25 protein-coding genes are annotated in these 17,581 nt (G+C 57.5%); 12 read left to right on the plus strand and 13 right to left on the minus strand.

The window, feature by feature from the left end; translation table 11 throughout:
• Window positions 1-37: 37 nt before the first annotated feature.
• Window positions 38-1,024: an LLM class flavin-dependent oxidoreductase gene (locus BM069_RS15415; RefSeq protein ID WP_093325045.1), complete on the plus strand. Its 987-nt coding sequence runs from the start codon at window positions 38-40 to the stop codon at window positions 1,022-1,024.
• On the opposite strand, the gene BM069_RS15420 is transcribed toward BM069_RS15415, so the two are convergent.
• The 5 genes from BM069_RS15420 to BM069_RS15440 all read right to left on the minus strand — a co-directional run bounded on the left by BM069_RS15420 (window position 1,017) and on the right by BM069_RS15440 (window position 4,210).
• Window positions 1,017-1,223, minus strand: a complete 207-nt coding sequence (locus BM069_RS15420) for a hypothetical protein (RefSeq protein WP_244503639.1) — start codon at window positions 1,221-1,223, stop codon at window positions 1,017-1,019. The two genes, BM069_RS15415 and BM069_RS15420, sit on opposite strands and share 8 nt — an antisense overlap.
• A 20-nt stretch (window positions 1,224-1,243) precedes the next feature.
• Window positions 1,244-1,954, minus strand: coding sequence for an alpha/beta fold hydrolase (locus tag BM069_RS15425; RefSeq protein ID WP_093325048.1), 711 nt, complete (start codon window positions 1,952-1,954; stop codon window positions 1,244-1,246).
• A 63-nt stretch (window positions 1,955-2,017) separates the two neighbouring features.
• Window positions 2,018-2,461: a VOC family protein gene (locus BM069_RS15430; protein WP_093325050.1), complete on the minus strand. Its 444-nt coding sequence runs from the start codon at window positions 2,459-2,461 to the stop codon at window positions 2,018-2,020.
• A 10-nt stretch (window positions 2,462-2,471) separates the two neighbouring features.
• Entirely contained in the window at window positions 2,472-3,452 is a 981-nt protein-coding gene (locus BM069_RS15435; protein WP_093325052.1) for an alpha/beta hydrolase, read from the minus strand.
• Complete coding sequence (locus BM069_RS15440; protein ID WP_093325053.1) at window positions 3,449-4,210, minus strand: alpha/beta fold hydrolase; 762 nt, start codon at window positions 4,208-4,210, stop codon at window positions 3,449-3,451. The genes BM069_RS15435 and BM069_RS15440 overlap by 4 nt, the downstream gene beginning before the upstream one ends.
• A gap of 158 nt (window positions 4,211-4,368) precedes the next feature.
• On the opposite strand from BM069_RS15440, the gene thrS reads away from it, so the two are divergent.
• From thrS to BM069_RS15465, 5 genes are all read left to right on the plus strand, one after another.
• Complete coding sequence (gene thrS / locus BM069_RS15445) at window positions 4,369-6,318, plus strand: threonine--tRNA ligase (RefSeq protein WP_093325055.1); 1,950 nt, start codon at window positions 4,369-4,371, stop codon at window positions 6,316-6,318.
• A gap of 231 nt (window positions 6,319-6,549) precedes the next feature.
• The gene (locus BM069_RS15450; protein WP_093325267.1) at window positions 6,550-6,852 is read left to right on the plus strand and encodes a BufA1 family periplasmic bufferin-type metallophore; all 303 of its coding nucleotides are present in this window, start codon (window positions 6,550-6,552) and stop codon (window positions 6,850-6,852) included.
• A 91-nt stretch (window positions 6,853-6,943) separates the two neighbouring features.
• A complete protein-coding gene (bufB, locus tag BM069_RS15455; RefSeq protein ID WP_093325057.1) occupies window positions 6,944-7,801 on the plus strand; it encodes an MNIO family bufferin maturase in 858 nt (285 codons plus the stop codon).
• A complete protein-coding gene (locus BM069_RS15460; RefSeq protein WP_093325059.1) occupies window positions 7,798-8,550 on the plus strand; it encodes an HvfC/BufC N-terminal domain-containing protein in 753 nt (250 codons plus the stop codon). The genes bufB and BM069_RS15460 overlap by 4 nt, the downstream gene beginning before the upstream one ends.
• A 27-nt stretch (window positions 8,551-8,577) precedes the next feature.
• On the plus strand, window positions 8,578-9,096 hold the full coding sequence (locus BM069_RS15465; RefSeq protein ID WP_093325061.1) for a DoxX family protein: 519 nt from the start codon (window positions 8,578-8,580) through the stop codon (window positions 9,094-9,096).
• Here the strand turns inward: BM069_RS15465 and BM069_RS15470 are convergent.
• Window positions 9,085-9,453: a hypothetical protein gene (locus BM069_RS15470; RefSeq protein WP_093325063.1), complete on the minus strand. Its 369-nt coding sequence runs from the start codon at window positions 9,451-9,453 to the stop codon at window positions 9,085-9,087. The genes BM069_RS15465 and BM069_RS15470 overlap by 12 nt on opposite strands.
• 46 nt (window positions 9,454-9,499) lie before the next feature.
• Window positions 9,500-9,811 carry an ArsC/Spx/MgsR family protein gene (locus BM069_RS15475; RefSeq protein ID WP_093325269.1) on the minus strand — a complete coding sequence of 104 codons (312 nt, stop codon included), beginning with the start codon at window positions 9,809-9,811 and terminating at the stop codon, window positions 9,500-9,502.
• A gap of 212 nt (window positions 9,812-10,023) precedes the next feature.
• Between BM069_RS15475 and BM069_RS15480 the strand changes: the two genes are divergently transcribed.
• Window positions 10,024-10,230, plus strand: a complete 207-nt coding sequence (locus BM069_RS15480; RefSeq protein WP_093325065.1) for a cold-shock protein — start codon at window positions 10,024-10,026, stop codon at window positions 10,228-10,230.
• Window positions 10,231-10,272: 42 nt separating this feature from the next.
• Here the strand turns inward: BM069_RS15480 and BM069_RS15485 are convergent, their stop codons facing one another.
• The 3 genes from BM069_RS15485 to BM069_RS15495 all read right to left on the minus strand — a co-directional run bounded on the left by BM069_RS15485 (window position 10,273) and on the right by BM069_RS15495 (window position 12,005).
• The gene (locus tag BM069_RS15485; RefSeq protein ID WP_093325066.1) at window positions 10,273-10,572 is read right to left on the minus strand and encodes a hypothetical protein; all 300 of its coding nucleotides are present in this window, start codon (window positions 10,570-10,572) and stop codon (window positions 10,273-10,275) included.
• A gap of 110 nt (window positions 10,573-10,682) precedes the next feature.
• Complete coding sequence (locus BM069_RS15490; protein WP_093325068.1) at window positions 10,683-11,168, minus strand: dihydrofolate reductase; 486 nt, start codon at window positions 11,166-11,168, stop codon at window positions 10,683-10,685.
• Window positions 11,169-11,171: 3 nt separating this feature from the next.
• Window positions 11,172-12,005: a thymidylate synthase gene (locus BM069_RS15495; protein ID WP_093325069.1), complete on the minus strand. Its 834-nt coding sequence runs from the start codon at window positions 12,003-12,005 to the stop codon at window positions 11,172-11,174.
• Window positions 12,006-12,244: 239 nt separating this feature from the next.
• Here BM069_RS15495 and BM069_RS15500 point away from each other — a divergent pair, with 239 nt between their 5' ends.
• Window positions 12,245-12,673 (plus strand): VOC family protein, encoded by a 429-nt coding sequence (locus tag BM069_RS15500; RefSeq protein WP_093325071.1) that lies wholly within the window; start codon window positions 12,245-12,247, stop codon window positions 12,671-12,673.
• Window positions 12,640-13,395, plus strand: a complete 756-nt coding sequence (locus BM069_RS15505) for a DUF1194 domain-containing protein (RefSeq protein ID WP_093325073.1) — start codon at window positions 12,640-12,642, stop codon at window positions 13,393-13,395. Before BM069_RS15500 ends, BM069_RS15505 begins: the two co-directional genes overlap by 34 nt.
• Window positions 13,396-13,536: 141 nt before the next feature.
• On the opposite strand, the gene BM069_RS15510 is transcribed toward BM069_RS15505, so the two are convergent.
• The 3 genes from BM069_RS15510 to BM069_RS15520 all read right to left on the minus strand — a co-directional run bounded on the left by BM069_RS15510 (window position 13,537) and on the right by BM069_RS15520 (window position 14,805).
• Entirely contained in the window at window positions 13,537-14,034 is a 498-nt protein-coding gene (locus BM069_RS15510; RefSeq protein WP_093325074.1) for a MarR family winged helix-turn-helix transcriptional regulator, read from the minus strand.
• 89 nt (window positions 14,035-14,123) lie between these two features.
• Window positions 14,124-14,387 carry a succinate dehydrogenase assembly factor 2 gene (locus BM069_RS15515; protein WP_093325270.1) on the minus strand — a complete coding sequence of 88 codons (264 nt, stop codon included), beginning with the start codon at window positions 14,385-14,387 and terminating at the stop codon, window positions 14,124-14,126.
• Between the two features lie 13 nt (window positions 14,388-14,400).
• A complete protein-coding gene (locus BM069_RS15520; protein WP_244503640.1) occupies window positions 14,401-14,805 on the minus strand; it encodes a helix-turn-helix domain-containing protein in 405 nt (134 codons plus the stop codon).
• 84 nt (window positions 14,806-14,889) lie between these two features.
• Between BM069_RS15520 and BM069_RS15525 the strand changes: the two genes are divergently transcribed.
• The 3 genes from BM069_RS15525 to BM069_RS15535 all read left to right on the plus strand — a co-directional run bounded on the left by BM069_RS15525 (window position 14,890) and on the right by BM069_RS15535 (window position 17,570).
• Window positions 14,890-16,095 carry a pyridoxal phosphate-dependent aminotransferase gene (locus tag BM069_RS15525; protein ID WP_093325076.1) on the plus strand — a complete coding sequence of 402 codons (1,206 nt, stop codon included), beginning with the start codon at window positions 14,890-14,892 and terminating at the stop codon, window positions 16,093-16,095.
• A 19-nt stretch (window positions 16,096-16,114) separates the two neighbouring features.
• Complete coding sequence (locus BM069_RS15530) at window positions 16,115-16,519, plus strand: hypothetical protein (protein WP_093325078.1); 405 nt, start codon at window positions 16,115-16,117, stop codon at window positions 16,517-16,519.
• Between the two features lie 67 nt (window positions 16,520-16,586).
• Window positions 16,587-17,570, plus strand: coding sequence for an Ldh family oxidoreductase (locus BM069_RS15535; RefSeq protein ID WP_093325080.1), 984 nt, complete (start codon window positions 16,587-16,589; stop codon window positions 17,568-17,570).
• Window positions 17,571-17,581 lie beyond the last annotated feature (11 nt).

The raw sequence follows: 17,581 nt of genomic DNA on the forward strand, positions 1-17,581 counted from the left end.
AACGCCTATCTTGAGTGCGCCCCAACAGGACAGCCGAATGATCCCCTATTCCTTACTCGACCTCGCTCCGATCCCCTCCGGCCAGACCGCCGCAGATGCCCTGCGCCATTCACTGGATCTTGCCCAACATGCGGAGCGCTGGGGCTATCACCGGTACTGGCTGGCCGAGCATCACAATTCACGCGGGATCGCATCGTCAGCAACGGCGGTTCTGATCGGTCAGGTGCTCGCGGTCACGCGCACAATCCGAGTCGGATCCGGTGGTATCATGCTGCCAAACCATGCGCCTCTGGTGGTCGCGGAACAGTTCGGCACATTGGCGACACTCTATCCGGACCGCGTGGATCTCGGCCTTGGGCGCGCGCCGGGCACGGACATGAACACCATGCGCGCACTGCGTCGCGGCATGTCCGGCGCCGACCGCTTTCCGGAAGAAGTTGTTGAACTCATTGGATTTCTGCAAGATTCCGACGACGCTCAGCCCGTTCGTGCAATTCCCGGAGAAGGCACAAACGTGCCGGTTTGGATCCTAGGCTCAAGCCTTTTTGGCGCACAACTCGCCGGCCAACTCGGTCTGCCATACGCCTTTGCCAGCCACTTCGCGCCCGACGCTCTGGAAGAGGCATTGGCACTCTACCGCCACCGGTTCCAACCCGGCATCACTCAAACGCCGCGCTTTATGCTGGCGGTGAATGTGTTTGCAGCGGACACAGATTCCGAGGCCACCCGACTCCGCACATCCATGCAGCAAGGTTTCCTCAATTTACGCAAAGGCAGCCCCGGCCCCCTGCCCGCTCCGGTCAGCGATTTCAGAGATCTGGCAACCGAAGCAGAGGTGCGCGCCGTGAACCACGCCCTGCGCATCACAGCACAAGGCAGCCGAGACACGGTCCGCGAAGATCTGAGCATGCTCATCGCCCGCTATAAACCGGACGAGGTGATCCTTACCGGCATGATCCACGATCACGCGGCGCGGCTCAAAAGTTTTGAGATTGCTGCGGATGTGATGCGCGACATCACTTAGAGCTCCAGCCCAATTTGCGTTTGAGCCACCGGACGTCCATCGCAGCAACGGCCACACCCAAGGGTAACATCCAGAAACCGACCACGGGCAGGAAACCAACCAAACCTCCGGCGATCAACAGCAGGCCAAGACCGAAACGAAATCCGTTCGGCACCTTAAGGCGCACCCACGCCTGAAACCGCCGGATGCGGCGGCTCAATTCATTTTTGCTTGCTTCGCTCATTGCAATACAAATGGTTGCCCTAACCAATCATACAAGGCCTGAGTTGTCGCTTCGGGCTGTTCCAGAACCGGAAGATGTCCCGCATTGGCAATTACCCGCAACTGAGCGTATGGGATCAACTCAGCCATGAACTCGTGGCGCTTTACAGGTGTGAGACCGTCGTGCTCGCCGCACAAAACCAAAGCCGGACATTTCAATCGCCGCAGGGTCTTTTGCTGGTCCATACGCCGTTGCAATGCGCGTGCCTGTTGTACAAATACATCTGCCCCCATGGATTTCGCCATGGCTTGCACCATGGCGAGAACCTGAGCGCGACCAGCCCCTGGCGCCAGATACTCTGGCCGCATGAAATCGCTCATAACATCTTCCAGACCACCGGCAGAGGCTTTGACGATCCACGGTTCATAGGCCGCGGCCGACGTCGGTGATTCCGCCAATGGGTTGGTGTTCATCAAGGCAATCCGCGTCACCCTCTCCGGTGCGCGGCGCAGGATTTCCATGGCGACAATGCCGCCCATGCTCAATCCCGCCAACGCAAATTTCTCCGGCATCTTGCCAAGAATATCTGCCGCAATGTCGCCGATCCGTTCACCTTGCGTGATCGGCGCAATCGTCACCGGACGGTCCCGTGACAGCGCGGCCAGCTGATGCGTAAACACCCGCGCATCACACATCATCCCCGGAAGCAAAACCAATGGCTCGCTCATGCCTGTTCCCCAGTCTTTTCGTTTTTTGCCAATCTGGCGGAAAACCGCAAAAGGTCAATCCTGTCAGTAGCCTTCCCAACGGAATTCGCCATTTGGCCCCAAGGTGGAGAAGGGGTTGTGCGCAATCTCCCAAACATGGCCATCCAGATCGGCAAAGTAGCCGATAAATCCACCCCAAAAGACTTCGCCGGCTGGGCGTAAGATACGCCCGCCCGCGGCTTCGGCGCGCGCCATCAATGGTGCGACGTCCTCCTCGTTACGCACGTTGTGGCTCAACGTCACACCGGAGAATCCGCCAATGCCAGTGGCCGGAAGACCAAGGTCTTCAGCCAAGGCCGCACGGTCATATAGACCCAACGTCTGCCCGATAAGATCAAAGGCAATCACGCCGTCGGGACTGGGCACGCGACGCCACCCCATAGCTTCGTAAAACGCCGCCGCACGCTCAAGATCTCCGACCGCCAACGTGATCAGACTCACTCGCTGATCAAACTTCACATCTAACATCAATAAAACCTCACAAACCTTTGATAAAAGAAATTATTTCCGAAACATCGCTCTCGATCTCCGCCGGAGAAATAATGGCGCCCGAGATCACATGCGCGCTGTCATCAGACCCCTCCTGCAGCACCTGCGGCGCAAGCGTAGCCGGCCCGCCCCAAGCGGCAGCCACCTCGCGCGTGACACGCGGTTGCACCACCTTGTCCTCATCCGAGAAAAGGAACATCGCCGGCACGTCGATGGACGCATAGTCCTGCCCCTTCGTATGCGCCACGAGCGCAGCCATCTGCATCACAGCCACAGTCGGATAGGCCGTAGTCCAATAGGTTTCATGCGCCTCGTTCTGGGCGTCAAAGCTGCGGTCCGCCCCAACCAACAACGGTATCCAATGACGCGCTGCGGGCCAGGTCAGAAGTTTGGCGGTCGGATCATAAAGTTCGAAATTCGGCGACACAAAGACAATGCCCTTGACCGCCTTCATGACCTCGGGCTGATCCGCCATGGCCGCGATGACCGTGCCGCCGGTGGACGTTCCCATCACCACGACTTCGCGCGCGATGCGGCGTGCCACAATCATGGCTTCGGCAAAATCATCGGCCCATTGCTGAGCGGTGGCTTCCGCCAAGGCCTCGCCATCACGCCCATGTCCAGCCAGACGTGTGAACACCAGATTGGCCCCAAAGGCTTCAGCCACCAGGTCAGGCACAGGCCGTATTTCTTCGCTCGTTGCCGAGAACCCGTGAACATAGACCACTGCCAGATCGGTCTTTGCCCCTTTTTCCCCTGCCCAGATCACCCGTTTCTGCACACCGTCGGTGATGTCATCAAACTGGGATTCACGCGTCGCAAAATGTGCATCCACATCCGCTCCGATATCGGGCTCCGTCACCGTCGGAGTAACCGAAACTTGCTCATACGGGCCAAACAGCCACAGAGCGATTCCGCCAAGAACCAACAGGCCAAGCAAGTGACCTAAAAATCTACCAAATGTTCTCATTGTGAAACTCCCCGTCCCTCAATGACTTCTTCAACCTTCGATTCAATCAATTTTAGACAAGTTGAATCGGAAAATCTGTGATCCTTGCCCTTCACCATAAGCAGCTGCATGTCGTCGCCTTCAGCGTGTTCAATAAGTCGAAGCGCTACCTCGCCGCTCACTGCGCTATCTTCGGTGCCCTGAAGAAACCAGACGGGGAAGTTCAGTTGCAAAGGACTGCGCAGAACAAGCCGTTTGCGGCCGTCTTCAATCATCCGCTTGGAGATCCGGTAGGGCTCCATATAGTCCGACGGCAGCTCTACATATCCCTTGTCCTCAAGCTCAGCCCGCTGTGCCGCATCAAATCCGGCCCAGTAACTGTCCTCGGTAAAATCCGGCGCTGCGGCGATTGTCACCATGCCAGCGATACGCTCCGGCATCGCTTTGGCCAAAAGCAATGCTTGCCAGCCGCCCATCGACGACCCGACAATCACCAAAGGCCCATCCGTCAGCGCCGTAACCGCGGCCACCGTATCTTCGTGCCAATCTCCGATGCAGCCTTCCTCAAACGTTCCACTGCTTTCACCGTGACCGGAATAGTCAAACCGCAGAAACGATTGCCCACGCGCCTTGGCCCACTCTTCAAGATGGATGGCCTTGGTGCCCTCCATGTCCGACTTCAATCCGCCAAGAAATACAACGGTCGGTCCAGTCTGGCCGCTTTTGTGATAGGCGATACGCCGCCCTTGCGGTGTGTCGAGAAACTGCGTGATGCTCATAGCCGGCCCCTTAGTACTTTGCTTCGAACCTTAACTTCCAGAGTCGCATCGCGAAACCCCGCTTGACTTGCGTTGCCCCAAGGTTCAAAAACTCCGCGAACCATATACCCGCAATCGGGCGTTCCGTGGGCGCCAAACTGACGAGGAGCTTGAGGCTGATGGCCGATATTTCCCTTACTTTTCCTGATGGTAACGCACGCTCTTACAGTGCAGGTGTGACCCCTGCCGAAGTGGCGTCGTCCATCTCCACATCGCTTGGCAAGAAAGCGATCTCCGCAACAGTGAACGACACACACTGGGATCTTCAGTGGCCGATTGATGCGGATGCGACCATTGCGATCAACACCATCAAAGACAGCGACGCCGAAGCCCTAGAGCTGATCCGTCACGACTGCGCGCACATCATGGCCCGCGCGGTTCAGGAACTCTGGCCGGACGTCAAAGTCACCATCGGCCCCGTGATCGAAAACGGCTGGTACTATGACTTTGACCGCGAGGAGCCCTTCACGCCCGAAGATCTCGGCGCCATCGAAAAGAAGATGAAGGAGATCATCAACAAGCGCGAGCCGGTGACCACTGAAATCTGGGAGCGCGACCGCGCGGTGAAATTCTACGAGGCCAACAACGAGCCTTACAAAGTCGAGTTGATCGAAGCCATTCCAGGCGACGAGCCGCTGCGCATGTATTGGCACGGCCACTGGCAAGACCTCTGCCGCGGTCCACACCTCGCCCACACCGGCCAGGTGCCGGCAGACGCGTTCAAACTGATGTCGGTCGCTGGTGCCTATTGGCGCGGCGACAGCGACCGCGCGATGCTACAACGTATCTACGGCGTGGCGTTCAAGAATAAGGAAGACCTCAAGGCCCACCTGCACATGCTGGAAGAGGCCGAGAAACGCGACCACCGCAAGTTGGGTCGCGAGATGAACCTGTTCCACATGCAAGAAGAGGCCCCCGGCCAAATCTTCTGGCATCCAAACGGCTGGAAAATCTACACCACCCTGCAGGACTACATGCGCCGCAAACAAGAGGTTGGCGGTTATGTTGAGGTCAACACCCCGCAGGTGGTCGACCGCAAACTCTGGGAAGCCTCCGGTCACTGGGACAAATATCAGGAAAACATGTTCATCGTCGAAGTGGACGAAGACCACGCCCGCGAAAAGGCTGTGAATGCACTCAAGCCGATGAACTGCCCCTGCCACGTGCAGGTCTTCAATCAGGGCCTCAAGTCCTACCGCGATCTGCCGCTGCGGATGGCTGAGTTCGGCTCTTGCGCCCGTTATGAACCGTCTGGCGCCCTACATGGCATCATGCGTGTGCGCGGCTTCACTCAGGATGACGGCCATATCTTCTGTGCCGAAGACCAAATTACCGCCGAGACTAAAAAGTTCATCGACTTTTTGTCCGCGATCTATTCCGACCTCGGCTTTGACGACTGGACCATCAAACTCTCCACCCGCCCCGAAAAGCGTATCGGCACCGACGAAAGCTGGGACTATGCGGAGAAAGCTCTGGGGGACGCCTGTAACGCAGCCGGCCACCAGTTCGAAATCCTCGAAGGTGAAGGCGCCTTTTACGGTCCCAAGCTCGAGTTCACTCTGACCGATGCAATCGGCCGGAACTGGCAGTGTGGCACGCTTCAGGTGGACCCGAACCTGCCAGAGCGTCTGGATGCAACCTATATCGGGGCAGATGGCGAAAAGCACCGTCCGATCATGTTGCACCGCGCGACGCTGGGCTCGTTTGAGCGTTTCATCGGCATCCTGATCGAAGAACACGCGGGCAAACTGCCTTTCTGGCTTGCGCCGCGTCAGGTGGTCGTTGCGGCGATTGTGTCGGACGCTGACAACTATTGCCTTGAAGTGGTCGAAGCGCTCAAGGCCGTAGGCGTGCGCGCCGAGGCCGATCTGCGCAACGAAAAGATCAACTATAAGGTCCGCGAACACTCCGTGGGCAAAGTGCCTGTGATCCTCGCCATCGGTAAGAAAGAAGTGGAAGAGCGCACAGTCTCAACCCGCCGGCTTGGTGAAAAGCAAAGCAAAGTCCAGAGTTTGGACGAGATCGTGAGCCAATTGTCACAAGAGGCCACACCGCCCGATCTGGTCTGAGGCCAATTGCAACATTTGACAGGCGCGCCACGGGAAACCGGGCGCGCCTGTTTCATTTTCGGCGAAAAACCAACCTTCCAGCGCTGGAATCTTCACGAAACCGTCACGACAGCTAACGCGTCTGTGACACACAGCCCCGTGATTGGTCAGTTATGACACTCAAGGCCTAATCTTTTCCCATGCCACGGCAACAACAGCCGGGCCGAGTTCAAAACCGAAAGGGAAATGAAGATGTCCAACACCGTCAAAACTCTCGCAGTAGCAGGCGCAGTTGCAGCAGCACTGAGCGCACACGCAACAACCGCAGTCGCAGCAGAAAAAGAAAAATGCTACGGCGTTTCTCTGGCAGGCCAGAACGACTGTGCAGCCGGCCCCGGCACCACATGCGCGGGCTCCTCGACTGTCGATTTCCAGGGCAACGCATGGAAACTGGTCGACGCGGGCACCTGCGCGGATATGGAACTGCCGGCAATGGCAGATGGCAAAGCACGCATGGGCTCTCTCGAAGCTCTGGATCGTGACCTGCCGGGTTGATCCCATCTACCGAAGCCCCGGTATCATCCCCCGGGGCTTCGGCTCACTTCACAACGATTGACTTCCCCGACGCAACCTACGGAGACCCGCAATGCTCGACGACACCCCGCGCTTTGCCAAACTGCCCAACCGTCCCGGCGTCGGCTATAAACCACAACATTACAGCGACCTAATCTCTGACGCCGGTGACGTCGGCTGGCTCGAAATTCACGCCGAAAACTACATGGGCTCCGGCGGCCGGCCGCTTGCACAGCTCCGCCATCTTGCGGAGCGGTTTCCGATTTCAGTTCATGGCGTCGGCCTGTCGATTGGTGGCGAAGGCGCACTGGATCCGGAACACCTCGCCCGCCTTCAGCATCTTGTTGACTGGCTCAACCCCACCGTTTTCTCAGAACACCTTGCTTGGTCTACGCATGACGGCGCATTTTTGAACGATCTGCTGCCTCTGCCCTACACCCAAGCGACCCTAACCCGCGTGGCAGACCATATTGACCAACTGCAAAATGCCATCGGGCGACAAATGATGCTGGAAAATCCGTCCAGTTACCTCGCCTTTGAAGAATCCACATGGTCTGAGCCCGACTTTCTGCGCGAAGTTGCCAATCGAACAGGCTGCGGCCTGCTGCTTGATGTGAACAACGTTTTCGTGAGTGCGACCAATCTGCACTACGACCCCAAAGACTACATCTCTGACTACCCACTTGATAAAGTTGGAGAAATTCATCTCGGCGGTCATGACGAGGACGAAGACGACCACGGTCGCCCGCTTCTGATCGACAGTCACGGCAAAGCGGTTGTTGATCCTGTTTGGGCGCTTTTGGATCACACGCTTGCGCTCTCTGGGCCGCGACCTGTCCTGATTGAATGGGACAATGACGTTCCGGACTGGCCCGAGTTGCACGCCGAAGCGAGCCGCGCCTCCACCGCATTGGCCAAGGTGCCCGCATGATCGTTTCGCAAACCGAATTCCGCGGCGCGCTTTTGGACGGCGCGCGCGAACGCCCCATCGGACTGGTTGACGAAAAGGGCCGCGCTGCCGGACGCCGCTTTGACGTCTATCGCAACAACGTCGCGGTTTCTCTGACCGAGGCCCTCTCGCAGGGTTTCCCAACCATCGCCAAATTGATCGGAGAGGAAAACTTCAACGCGGTTGCCGGCATTTTTCTGCGTCAATCCCCCCCCGCATCCCCTTTGATGATGCACTATGGCGCGGGTTTCCCCGAGTTTCTCGAAGGCTTCGCCCCTTTACAACACCTCGGCTACCTAGCTGATGTCGCCCGCCTTGAGCTGGCACTGCGGCGCAGCTACCACGCAGCGGACGCCACCCCGATTGCTCCCGATGCACTTGGTGAGATTGACCCGATGCAGCTTGGCAATGTGGTCATGACATTTGCACCCGCCGTCGAACTCTTGCACTCTCCTTGGCCGCTCCACGCGATCTGGGCTTACAACATGCAGGGAGGCCCCAAGCCTCAAGCGGTGGCGCAAGACGTGCTGATCACGCGCGCGGAATTTGACCCCATGCCCTATGCCCTGCCCGCTGGTGGTCTCGCGGCGATGACGGCCCTCACTGCCGGCAACCCCTTGGGAGAAGCTGCCGCCATCGGCGCTAACTCGGCACCAGATTTCGATCTCGGCGCCCTGCTCGCGCTGCTTTTACAGGGCAATGCAATCACATCCATAAGCATAACACCTTGAAAACAGGGGACATCAAAGGGAACACACATGAGCAATCTCATCGCACTGTACACAAATGCAACCACCCGTCTGGATCGGCTTGAGACCCACGTGCCAACGCTGGCCCGCCTCACCTTTCTCGCTGTGCTGTTCTTCTATTTCTGGAACTCTGCGCTTCTGAAAATCGACGGCAGCATTTTCTCGCCCTCATCCGGCGCTTTCGGCCAGATCTTTCCCAAAGCTGCGGAAGCCGTTCTTTGGGATGTATCCCAGATGTCTCTTTTCCAACGCCTTGTCATATTCGCCGGAACCGTCGCCGAGTTCGTGCTGCCTGTGCTGATCGTTGTCGGCCTGCTCACGCGCCTCGCCGCTTTTGGCATGATCGGTTTCATCGCCGTGCAAACGGTTGTCGATGTAACGGGACATGGTGCAAAATTGGGCAGCCTCTTTGACAGTCCCCAGGAGCTTCTGGATCAACGTGTGCTTTGGGCGTTTCTCTTTGCGGTTCTGCTGATCAAAGGCGCAGGCCCGCTGTCGCTTGACCGGCTCTTCAAATCAAAAGTGTGATTTCGGCTCATCAGGCTTACCGGCAGCCAAAGCCAGCACACCGCCAAGTCCGGCAAAGCAGATCGGGAACATCGTAAAGACGTTGAACCCGAAGGCCGCGTACATCCCGGCGGCCGACAAAAGCAGAAGCACGCCGCCCCATAGCGCGCGGGCTTTTGCCATGGCGCCTCCGGCAATGGCCAACATCGGTGCCAAAAGCGCTCCGGCACGCACCAACTGCACGTTGTTCACCTGTTCCGCCACATCCGGAATCTCACCAAACCGGTCGACAACTTCGGTATAGCTCCAGCCGAAAAAGCCGACGATCATGCCGATCACGCCCGCAATAATTCCAAGTGTCAGTGCCGCGTTGCGCATATATGCCTCCTGTCGCCTGCCAACTCACATAATGGCATAGCCGGACTTATCCAAGCGCAGCCTGCACATCTTTGCTCCACCCCAGATAAAGCGTCCCCTCCACGTCAATCAGCGGCCGCTTCATCAGGGCCGGATGCTCCGCCAGCAATTCCAGAACGGGTTTTTGACGCTCATCCGCGTCAAGCCCGCGCCATGTGGTTGATCGGGTGTTCATCAAAGCATCGCCAAATTCTGCAAACGCCCGCGCCATAACCTCTGGCGGCACACCATCTGCGCGCACATCTACCAACTCGGCATTCTCTAGTGCTTTCATGGCCTTGCGACAGGTGTCACAGTTTTTCAGCCCATAAAGGCGCATCTTGTCGCTCTCCCTTGCCCAAAATTCATTCACTCCATAGCCCATCATATTTTCAAGTTCGAGCGGGTTTTGCTTGCTTTTTGCTTTGCCCATGCAATCCTCAGGTCAGGTGCAGAGCATTTTCAGCATCATTTTATTTTTTGGTGATGGGTTGGTGACGCACCTCCGGCAACAAAAGTCCGGATTGTACGAGAGTAATAAAGGAGAACGGTATGCCACGCGGTACCGTAAAATGGTTTAACACCACCAAGGGATTTGGATTTATTGAACCGGAAGAAGGCGGCAAGGACGTATTTGTCCATATTTCTGTTGTCGAGCGCTCAGGCCTGAAAGGGCTGGCGGACAATCAGAAAGTCGAGTTCGAAATGACCCAAGGCCGTGACGGCCGCGACATGGCCGGCGAACTCAAGCTTCTGTAATCTAAGGGGATCAGGGGCGCGTAGGCGCCCCGCCCTGCGATCTTAGCTACACCCCTTTTGACCGGCGGGACAGCTCATCGCGGTACTATGACGCGTGCCACCAGCACGGTTATAATATGTCTCGCTGGTCGTCGGCTCGCCGCAACAGATCACGCCACCCATGGTGATTGGTTGCAGCCCCTGCGGGCAGTGATTTGCACTTGCCGGATAGGGATGCACCATCAACCCCTCAGGTTTGTTTACAGGACCGACGTTTGGCGCATTGCTGCTCCATGTCTGCGCCATCAAAGGCGCCGAGGTGGCCAGAGTGGCGGCCAGTGTCAGGGCAAAAAATCGTTTCATCGGGCACTCGCTCCGGCTGCTGAAATACAATTAAGTCAAAATTAAGACTACGTCGCAGAGCCGGAAACTGTCAAATTCCCTTTTGGAAACAATGTGTTTCGACCACCTGCTCAGGAACCGGATTTTCTGAGGTATTCCCGCACCATACAGGCAGGGCTTGCCTCTTTAAGAACCCGCTCCTGATGCAATACCCATTGCGCCGGATCGAACTCGGGAAAAAACGTATCCGCATCTTCGATCACCATGTCCACATCGGTGATCAACATCCGGTCGGCAAGGGTCATCATCTCTCGGTAAATCCCCGCGCCGCCAATGCCATAGATCCGGTCATACCCTTCCTCGCGCGCCCGTGCGATGGCCGCATCCACGGACTCGACCACGACTTCCGCCGCATCGCTTTGGGAACTCACGACAATATTGAACCGCCGCGGCAGCGGCTTTTTGGGCAGGCTGTCCCAAGTGTGCCGCCCCATAACAATCGCCCCGCCCAGCGTTTCACGCTGAAACGTGGCCAGATCTTCGGGGATAAACCAAGGAATATCACCATCCCGGCCAATCGCCCCATTCTTCGCGCGGCCCACAACCAAAGTGATCATCGCTTACACCGAAACCTTTGCCTTGATCGTCGGATCAGGGTTGTAGCCCTCAAACTCAAAATCCTCGAACTTAAAATCAAAAAGCGAGTCCACCTTGCGGTTGATCTTTAGTGTCGGCAACGTCTTGGGTGTGCGCGACAGCTGCAGGGCCACCTGCTCCATGTGGTCAGCATAAATATGCGCGTCCCCGATTGAATGCACAAAATCGCCAGGCTCATACCCCGTCACGTGCGCCAGCATCACCTGCAACAACGCATAAGATGCGATGTTGAACGGCACACCAAGGAACATGTCGGCCGAGCGTTGATAAAGCTGCAAATGCAGTTTGCCGTTCAGCACCTTGACCTGCCACATCGTATGGCAAGGAGGCAGCGCCATGTCCGGCACATCCCCCGGGTTCCACGCGGTCACGATCATTCGGCGGCTGTCCGGATTGGTTTTGATCATGTCGACCAGATCAACAATCTGATCAACCGTGTGCTTGGTATAAATCGATGTGCCATCCTCGGCCTCGCCCGCAGGCTCCAGCGCGGGAAAATGGCGCCATTGATGACCATAGACCGGCCCCAGTTCGCCGTTGTCATCAGCCCACTCATCCCAGATACGAACACCGTTATCCTGCAAATATTTGATGTTTGTATCGCCATCCAGAAACCACAAAAGTTCGTGGATGATCGACTTCAAGTGCAACTTTTTGGTGGTCACAAGCGGAAAGCCATCCGCATGTCGGTACCGCATTTGCATCCCGAAATAAGAGCGCGTTCCGGTACCTGTGCGATCACCGGTATCTTCACCGTGCTCCAGAATGGTTTTTAACCCGTCATGATACTGCTGCACCGTCTGCCCTGCCTATTTTGCCGCCAAATCCACCAAACGGAGCGATTCTGCCGCGGTCTGCGCCTCTGAATAGCGCGACTATATCTTGTGGTCCCACCCGTGCAAACAATGGCTTGGCCACAATCGCTGGTCGGCGGATTTAATCCGAGGAGCAAATTTTCTCTTATCCGTCGCCGTAGCCCCTAGCATTGCCGCAGCCACTGGTGTTTCCTGTGGGCAGTTCAACAAGGAAAACTGAAATGCACGTTAAATACCTGCACACCATGGTGCGTGTCGCGGATCTTGATGCCTCGATGGCCTTCTACGCTTTGTTCGGCCTCAAGGAGATCAAACGCTACACCGTCGAAGAGGCGCGATTTACGCTTGTTTATCTCGCGGCGGATGGTGATCACGATGCACCGCTGGAACTCACCTACAACTGGGATGGCGACGACGGCCTGCCCTCAGATAGCCGTCATTTCGGGCACCTCGCCTATGAGGTCGGCAACATCTACGAAATGTGCCAGCACCTGATGGACAACGGCGTCACCATCAACCGACCGCCGCGCGACGGCCGTATGGCTTTTGTGCGCTCACCTGACAACATTTCAATCGAGCTGCTGCAGCAGGGTGATGCCCTGCCTCCGGCTGAGCCATGGGCCAGCATGGAGAGCACCGGTCACTGGTGATCCGCGCGGCTCTGGTCGCCGCTCTAACTTTGGTTCTCGCCGCCCCCGCGGCGCGGACCGCCGACTGTCGCCTTGCGCTCTTGCTGGCATTGGATGTCTCCTCCTCCGTTGATGAGGACGAAGACAACCTTCAGCGCCTCGGGCTGGCCGCAGCTCTAACAGCCCCCAATGTTCAAGCCGCCTTTCTCAGTTCTCCCAAGCCCGTAGCTCTCGCCGTGTTTGAATGGAGCGGTATCAACAAACAAGACACCCTGCTGGACTGGACCCTCATCGAGACCGCCCAGACACTGCATCAAAGCGCGGCACGGCTTGGCCTTTCCAAACGCCAAACCTCGGAATTTCCGACCGCGATTGGACATGCCGTCATATTTGCCACCGCGCAGTTTGCGCGCGCGCCTCGCTGTGACTCCTATGTTCTGGACGTCAGCGGTGATGGTGCAAACAATGACGGCGTCACCGCCAAGCGCGTCTATAAGCTTTTTGAATTAGACAACGTGATCGTGAACGGCCTTGCCATCGAAACATATGGTGCCAAGGCCGCTGATCTGTCCGCAAAACCCGGTGACATCGCAGACTATTATCGCAGTGAACTGATCAAAGGCCCCGGCGCTTTTGTCGAAGTCGCCAAAGGGTTTGAAGACTTTGAGCGGGCCATGCGACGGAAACTGGAACGCGAACTTGGCGTTGCCATTCTGGGGCAGCTTGAGACACCGCGCCCCTGACTAAGCCATAGTAAACACGACCATGCCAGAGGCACCAAAACAGAGGCAGTCGCTGCACGACGCCCCTGTCAGGTGCGTTTTCAAACCGGGCACCAAAATGGCGCGATTACCAGAAACCGCGCGCAGCACCTGCGAGCTCAGTCAGTAGATATAGCGGATCTGGTCGGTCCAGTACCGCTCCATCCGGCGCAACGAGTGCGTGATCTCGGTGAACCCGTTCTCACCCAGCACACCTTTGGATTTCAAACCTTCGGCATGGCGCAGGAACAGCGAAGCGACGATGTCGCGGATATCGCGGCCCTTTTCGGTCAGACGCACCCGCACAGAACGGCGATCAATCTCGCAACGCTGATGGTGCATATAGCCGGTCTCAACCAGTTTTTTCAGGTTATAACTCACGTTGGAGCCCTGATAGTAGCCGCGCGACTTCAACTCGCCCGCGGTTACTTCGTTGTCGCCGATGTTAAACAACAGCAGCGCCTGAACAGCGTTGATTTCCAGAACGCCGACGCGTTCAAATTCATCCTTGATCACGTCAAGCAGAAGGCGGTGCAGGCGCTCCACCAGTGCGAGCGAGTCAAGGTACTCGGTCATGAACGCCTCGTTAGAGCCGCTCTCCATGTTCGAATGAAAACTCATCCTAGTCTCCGTCATCTTGCATTGCGGCCAATTTGACGGAAATTCGCGAACAAGTCGTTAAGTCACCTCAAATCCCTGACGAAATGGGCTCAGTTTTGCCCACTAATGGCGACAGAGATGGCGGATATCAGCCGAGCAAACCTTTCAGGAGCGGGTTGTTGCCCAGTGACCCACTGATACAAATCCTGATCGTTCTCCAACAACAGCGCGTCAAACAAATCCAGCTCAGAATCATCCATCTGTGCCAGATTGTCATCCGCATAGCGCTCAAGGATAATGTCCATCTCCTTGATGCCACGCCGCATTGCGCGCATCTTCATCCGCTTCAGACGGTGTTCACGGGTTTCGGTCATCATCGTCGCCTTCTCAGAGTTTCTTGCGCAGCACTTTTTCCAGCTTCGCAAGCCGGTCCAAATCCGCCTTCATCCGTGCGCGGATATCGCGAATCTGGTTAAAGATCGCAAGCAGATCGGGATCGGTCACGTCCGAGTCTTCTTGCGGCGCTTCCAAACCGTCGCCTTCGCCCATCAACAACCAGCGGATCGACACATTCAGAACACCCGCCAGCATCGACAGCCGGTTGGCCCTTGGTTCGCTCAAATCTTCTTCCCACGCGGCAATTGTCGACTTTTTGACGCCAAGCCGTTTGGCCAGCGTGCCCCGCTTCATCCCTGCCGCTTCGCGCGCCGCATAAAGTCGGTCGCCAAAGGTCGCGACGTCCTCTGTGTACCAGTCTTCCTCCTGGCTCATCTCAGGTGCGTCTTGCGTCATTTGGTGCCCTCCAGGCAATCGTTCTTGATCGGTGGTTGCGCGCACCCTAAGACATGGGTCAACCGATTACAAACGAGGTCCGATATGTCCTTTCTGTCCAAGACGCTGTCCCGTGTGAAACCCTCGCCGACCATCGCCGTGACCACCTTGGCAGCAGAGCTGCGCGCACAGGGCAAGGACATCATCGCGCTTGGCGCCGGAGAGCCTGACTTTGACACGCCGGAGAACATCCGCGAGGCCGGCAAGGCCGCCATCGACGCTGGCAAAACCCGCTACACCGCACCCGACGGCATCCACGAACTCAAGGAAGCCATCTGCGCCAAGTTCAAGCGCGACAACGGCCTTGACTATTCCCCCGCCCAGATCACCGTGAACTCAGGCGGCAAACAAACGCTCTATAACGCCCTCATGGCCACCATGAACCCGGGTGACGAGGTCATCATCCCCGCCCCTTATTGGGTCTCCTACCCCGATATGGTTCTCCTCGCGGGCGGCGAGCCGGTGATTGTCGAGACCTCGCTCCAAACCAATTTCAAACTGACGGCGGATCAACTGGAGGCCGCGATCACACCCAACACCAAATGGCTGATCTTCAACTCACCCTCCAACCCGACCGGCGCGGGCTATTCGCGAGACGAACTCAAGGAAATCACAGATGTTCTTCTGCGCCATCCACATGTCTGGGTAATGACGGACGACATGTACGAACATCTTGCCTATGACGATTTCGAATTCTGCACCCCCGCCGAGGTCGAACCGCAACTGTATGAGCGCACCCTGACCTGCAACGGCGTCTCTAAAGCCTATGCCATGACCGGCTGGCGCATCGGCTACGCCGGCGGTCCCGTCGAATTGATCGCAGCTATGCGTAAGATTCAGTCGCAATCCACGTCCAATCCCTGCTCCGTCAGCCAGCACGCCGCGCTGGAGGCGCTCAATGGCACGCAGGATTTCCTTGCGCCCCACAACGAGATCTTTGTACGTCGCCGCAATCTGGTGGTGGAAAAACTCAATGCAATCGACGGCATTTCCTGCCCCGTTCCCGAGGGCGCGTTCTACGTCTACCCTTCCATCGCGGGGCTGATCGGCAAGAAAACCCCCGAAGGCGTTGAAATCGACAGTGACGAAACCTTTTGCACTCAGCTTCTGCAAACGCATGGGGTTGCCGTTGTCTTTGGGGCCGCCTTCGGTCTTTCACCAAACTTCCGCGTCAGCTACGCTACGTCTGACGACGCTCTAAGCGAGGCCTGCGACCGTATCCGCGCCTTCTGCGAAACACTGAGCGCATAAGACCAAGAGGAACAGGGCAATGGGTGGCGATCTTCCAGAGTATTTCTTCCGCGTGCGCGACAATGGCGCGATGGTGTTCAGGATCGACACCCAAAACCAGCAGCGCCGGATCGAGATGGACCAGATTGCGGTGGCCAACATCAGAAACGGCGAGATCAAAGCCAACGGCGATCGCAAGTTGTCCAAGAATGATATCGCCGAGATCGAGGCGTGGATGGAAGAACGCCGCGCCCTTCTGGCAGAACGTGACATCGACGACATTCTGCGCACGGTGGACCACCTGAACCTCACGGCACAATGGGCGCAATCCAAGGCCGAGCCGGATCAGCTTGAGCAAATCACAGATGCGCTGTTGCTTGCCATGCACGACCTGCGCACTGTGTTGGTCCGGAAAAAAGCCGACCGCCTGATGAAAGGCAAGTAACGCTGGCAAAACGTGCGAATTTCGCAGACTGTGGTTGAAACGCCAATTTGCTGACAGGACTTCGCGCATGCCACAGGTTTCTCTGGACGAGATCGAACGCACCACCCAAACCGCACTTGAACGCCACGGTGCAGTGCCTTGGATTGCTGCCGAAGTTGCCCGCGCGGTGCGCAAGGCCGAGGCCGTCGGAAACCGCATCTGCGGGCTCTACTATCTTGAAAGCTACTGCCAACAGCTGACCACAGGGCGCGTGAAGGGCGCGGTGGAACCCGAGGTTGCGCAGCCCAAACCTGCAACGGTCACAGTCGACGCGAAATTCGGCTTTGCCCAGCCTGCATTCGCACGGGGCCTGCCCGACGCGCTGGCCGCCGCCCGCGCCAATGGCGTCGCCAGCCTTGCGGTCTGCCACGCGCATACCTGCACCTCTCTGGGATTTTTCACGGAACAGATTGCCCGCTCGGGCCTGATCGGGCTCGGCCTTACAAACGCATCCCCCATCGTGGCCCCGCCCGGCGGCAAATCCCGCATCATCGGCACCAATCCGATTGCGTTTTCGGTGCCTGACGGCAAAGGCGGGCTGGCCATGCAATTTGACCAATCCACCACCACGGTTGCGCTGGGTAAAATCACTATGGCCAAGGCGGCAGGCCGCACTATCCCAGAAGGCTGGGCGCTGGACGCGGAGGGAAATCCAACCACAGATCCCGCAGCCGCAATTGGAGGTTCACTCGTCAGCATGGGTGGCTACAAAGGCTGGGGCTTTGGTCTCATGGCCGAACTTTTGGCCGCTGGTCTGACCGGCAGTGTTCTCAGCCAGGACGTCAAACCCTTGAAGGCCCCAGAAGGTGCGCCACACGACCTCGGTCAGTACTACCTGCTAATTGACCCCGAGAACGCTCCGGATTTCTTTGAGCGCGCCGCAACACTCGCGGAGGCGGTTTCGCAAGACGAAGGCGCACGGATGCCGGGGCAAGGAAAAACCGACATGGATCCGGTACAACTCGAAGACGCGGTCTGGCAGCAAACGCGCTCTTTGGCAGGGCTCACCTAAAGTTAGGCAAC

This window comes from Shimia haliotis, assembly GCF_900114415.1.
In the GTDB taxonomy this organism is placed as follows: domain Bacteria; phylum Pseudomonadota; class Alphaproteobacteria; order Rhodobacterales; family Rhodobacteraceae; genus Shimia; species Shimia haliotis.

Bases quoted from the DNA above. Each gene is read 5' to 3' on its own strand.
- BM069_RS15415 (WP_093325045.1), top strand. From the start codon at position 38: ATGATCCCCTATTCCTTACTCGACCTCGCTCCGATCCCCTCCGGCCAG.
- BM069_RS15425 (WP_093325048.1), bottom strand. From the start codon at position 1,954: ATGAGCGAGCCATTGGTTTTGCTTCCGGGGATGATGTGTGATGCGCGG.
- BM069_RS15430 (WP_093325050.1), bottom strand. From the start codon at position 2,461: ATGTTAGATGTGAAGTTTGATCAGCGAGTGAGTCTGATCACGTTGGCG.
- BM069_RS15435 (WP_093325052.1), bottom strand. From the start codon at position 3,452: ATGAGAACATTTGGTAGATTTTTAGGTCACTTGCTTGGCCTGTTGGTT.
- BM069_RS15440 (WP_093325053.1), bottom strand. From the start codon at position 4,210: ATGAGCATCACGCAGTTTCTCGACACACCGCAAGGGCGGCGTATCGCC.
- thrS (WP_093325055.1), top strand. From the start codon at position 4,369: ATGGCCGATATTTCCCTTACTTTTCCTGATGGTAACGCACGCTCTTAC.
- BM069_RS15450 (WP_093325267.1), top strand. From the start codon at position 6,550: ATGTCCAACACCGTCAAAACTCTCGCAGTAGCAGGCGCAGTTGCAGCA.
- bufB (WP_093325057.1), top strand. From the start codon at position 6,944: ATGCTCGACGACACCCCGCGCTTTGCCAAACTGCCCAACCGTCCCGGC.
- BM069_RS15460 (WP_093325059.1), top strand. From the start codon at position 7,798: ATGATCGTTTCGCAAACCGAATTCCGCGGCGCGCTTTTGGACGGCGCG.
- BM069_RS15465 (WP_093325061.1), top strand. From the start codon at position 8,578: ATGAGCAATCTCATCGCACTGTACACAAATGCAACCACCCGTCTGGAT.
- BM069_RS15470 (WP_093325063.1), bottom strand. From the start codon at position 9,453: ATGCGCAACGCGGCACTGACACTTGGAATTATTGCGGGCGTGATCGGC.
- BM069_RS15475 (WP_093325269.1), bottom strand. From the start codon at position 9,811: ATGCGCCTTTATGGGCTGAAAAACTGTGACACCTGTCGCAAGGCCATG.
- BM069_RS15480 (WP_093325065.1), top strand. From the start codon at position 10,024: ATGCCACGCGGTACCGTAAAATGGTTTAACACCACCAAGGGATTTGGA.
- BM069_RS15485 (WP_093325066.1), bottom strand. From the start codon at position 10,572: ATGAAACGATTTTTTGCCCTGACACTGGCCGCCACTCTGGCCACCTCG.
- BM069_RS15490 (WP_093325068.1), bottom strand. From the start codon at position 11,168: ATGATCACTTTGGTTGTGGGCCGCGCGAAGAATGGGGCGATTGGCCGG.
- BM069_RS15500 (WP_093325071.1), top strand. From the start codon at position 12,245: ATGCACGTTAAATACCTGCACACCATGGTGCGTGTCGCGGATCTTGAT.
- BM069_RS15505 (WP_093325073.1), top strand. From the start codon at position 12,640: ATGGGCCAGCATGGAGAGCACCGGTCACTGGTGATCCGCGCGGCTCTG.
- BM069_RS15510 (WP_093325074.1), bottom strand. From the start codon at position 14,034: ATGAGTTTTCATTCGAACATGGAGAGCGGCTCTAACGAGGCGTTCATG.
- BM069_RS15515 (WP_093325270.1), bottom strand. From the start codon at position 14,387: ATGACCGAAACCCGTGAACACCGTCTGAAGCGGATGAAGATGCGCGCA.
- BM069_RS15520 (WP_244503640.1), bottom strand. From the start codon at position 14,805: ATGACGCAAGACGCACCTGAGATGAGCCAGGAGGAAGACTGGTACACA.
- BM069_RS15525 (WP_093325076.1), top strand. From the start codon at position 14,890: ATGTCCTTTCTGTCCAAGACGCTGTCCCGTGTGAAACCCTCGCCGACC.
- BM069_RS15530 (WP_093325078.1), top strand. From the start codon at position 16,115: ATGGGTGGCGATCTTCCAGAGTATTTCTTCCGCGTGCGCGACAATGGC.
- BM069_RS15535 (WP_093325080.1), top strand. From the start codon at position 16,587: ATGCCACAGGTTTCTCTGGACGAGATCGAACGCACCACCCAAACCGCA.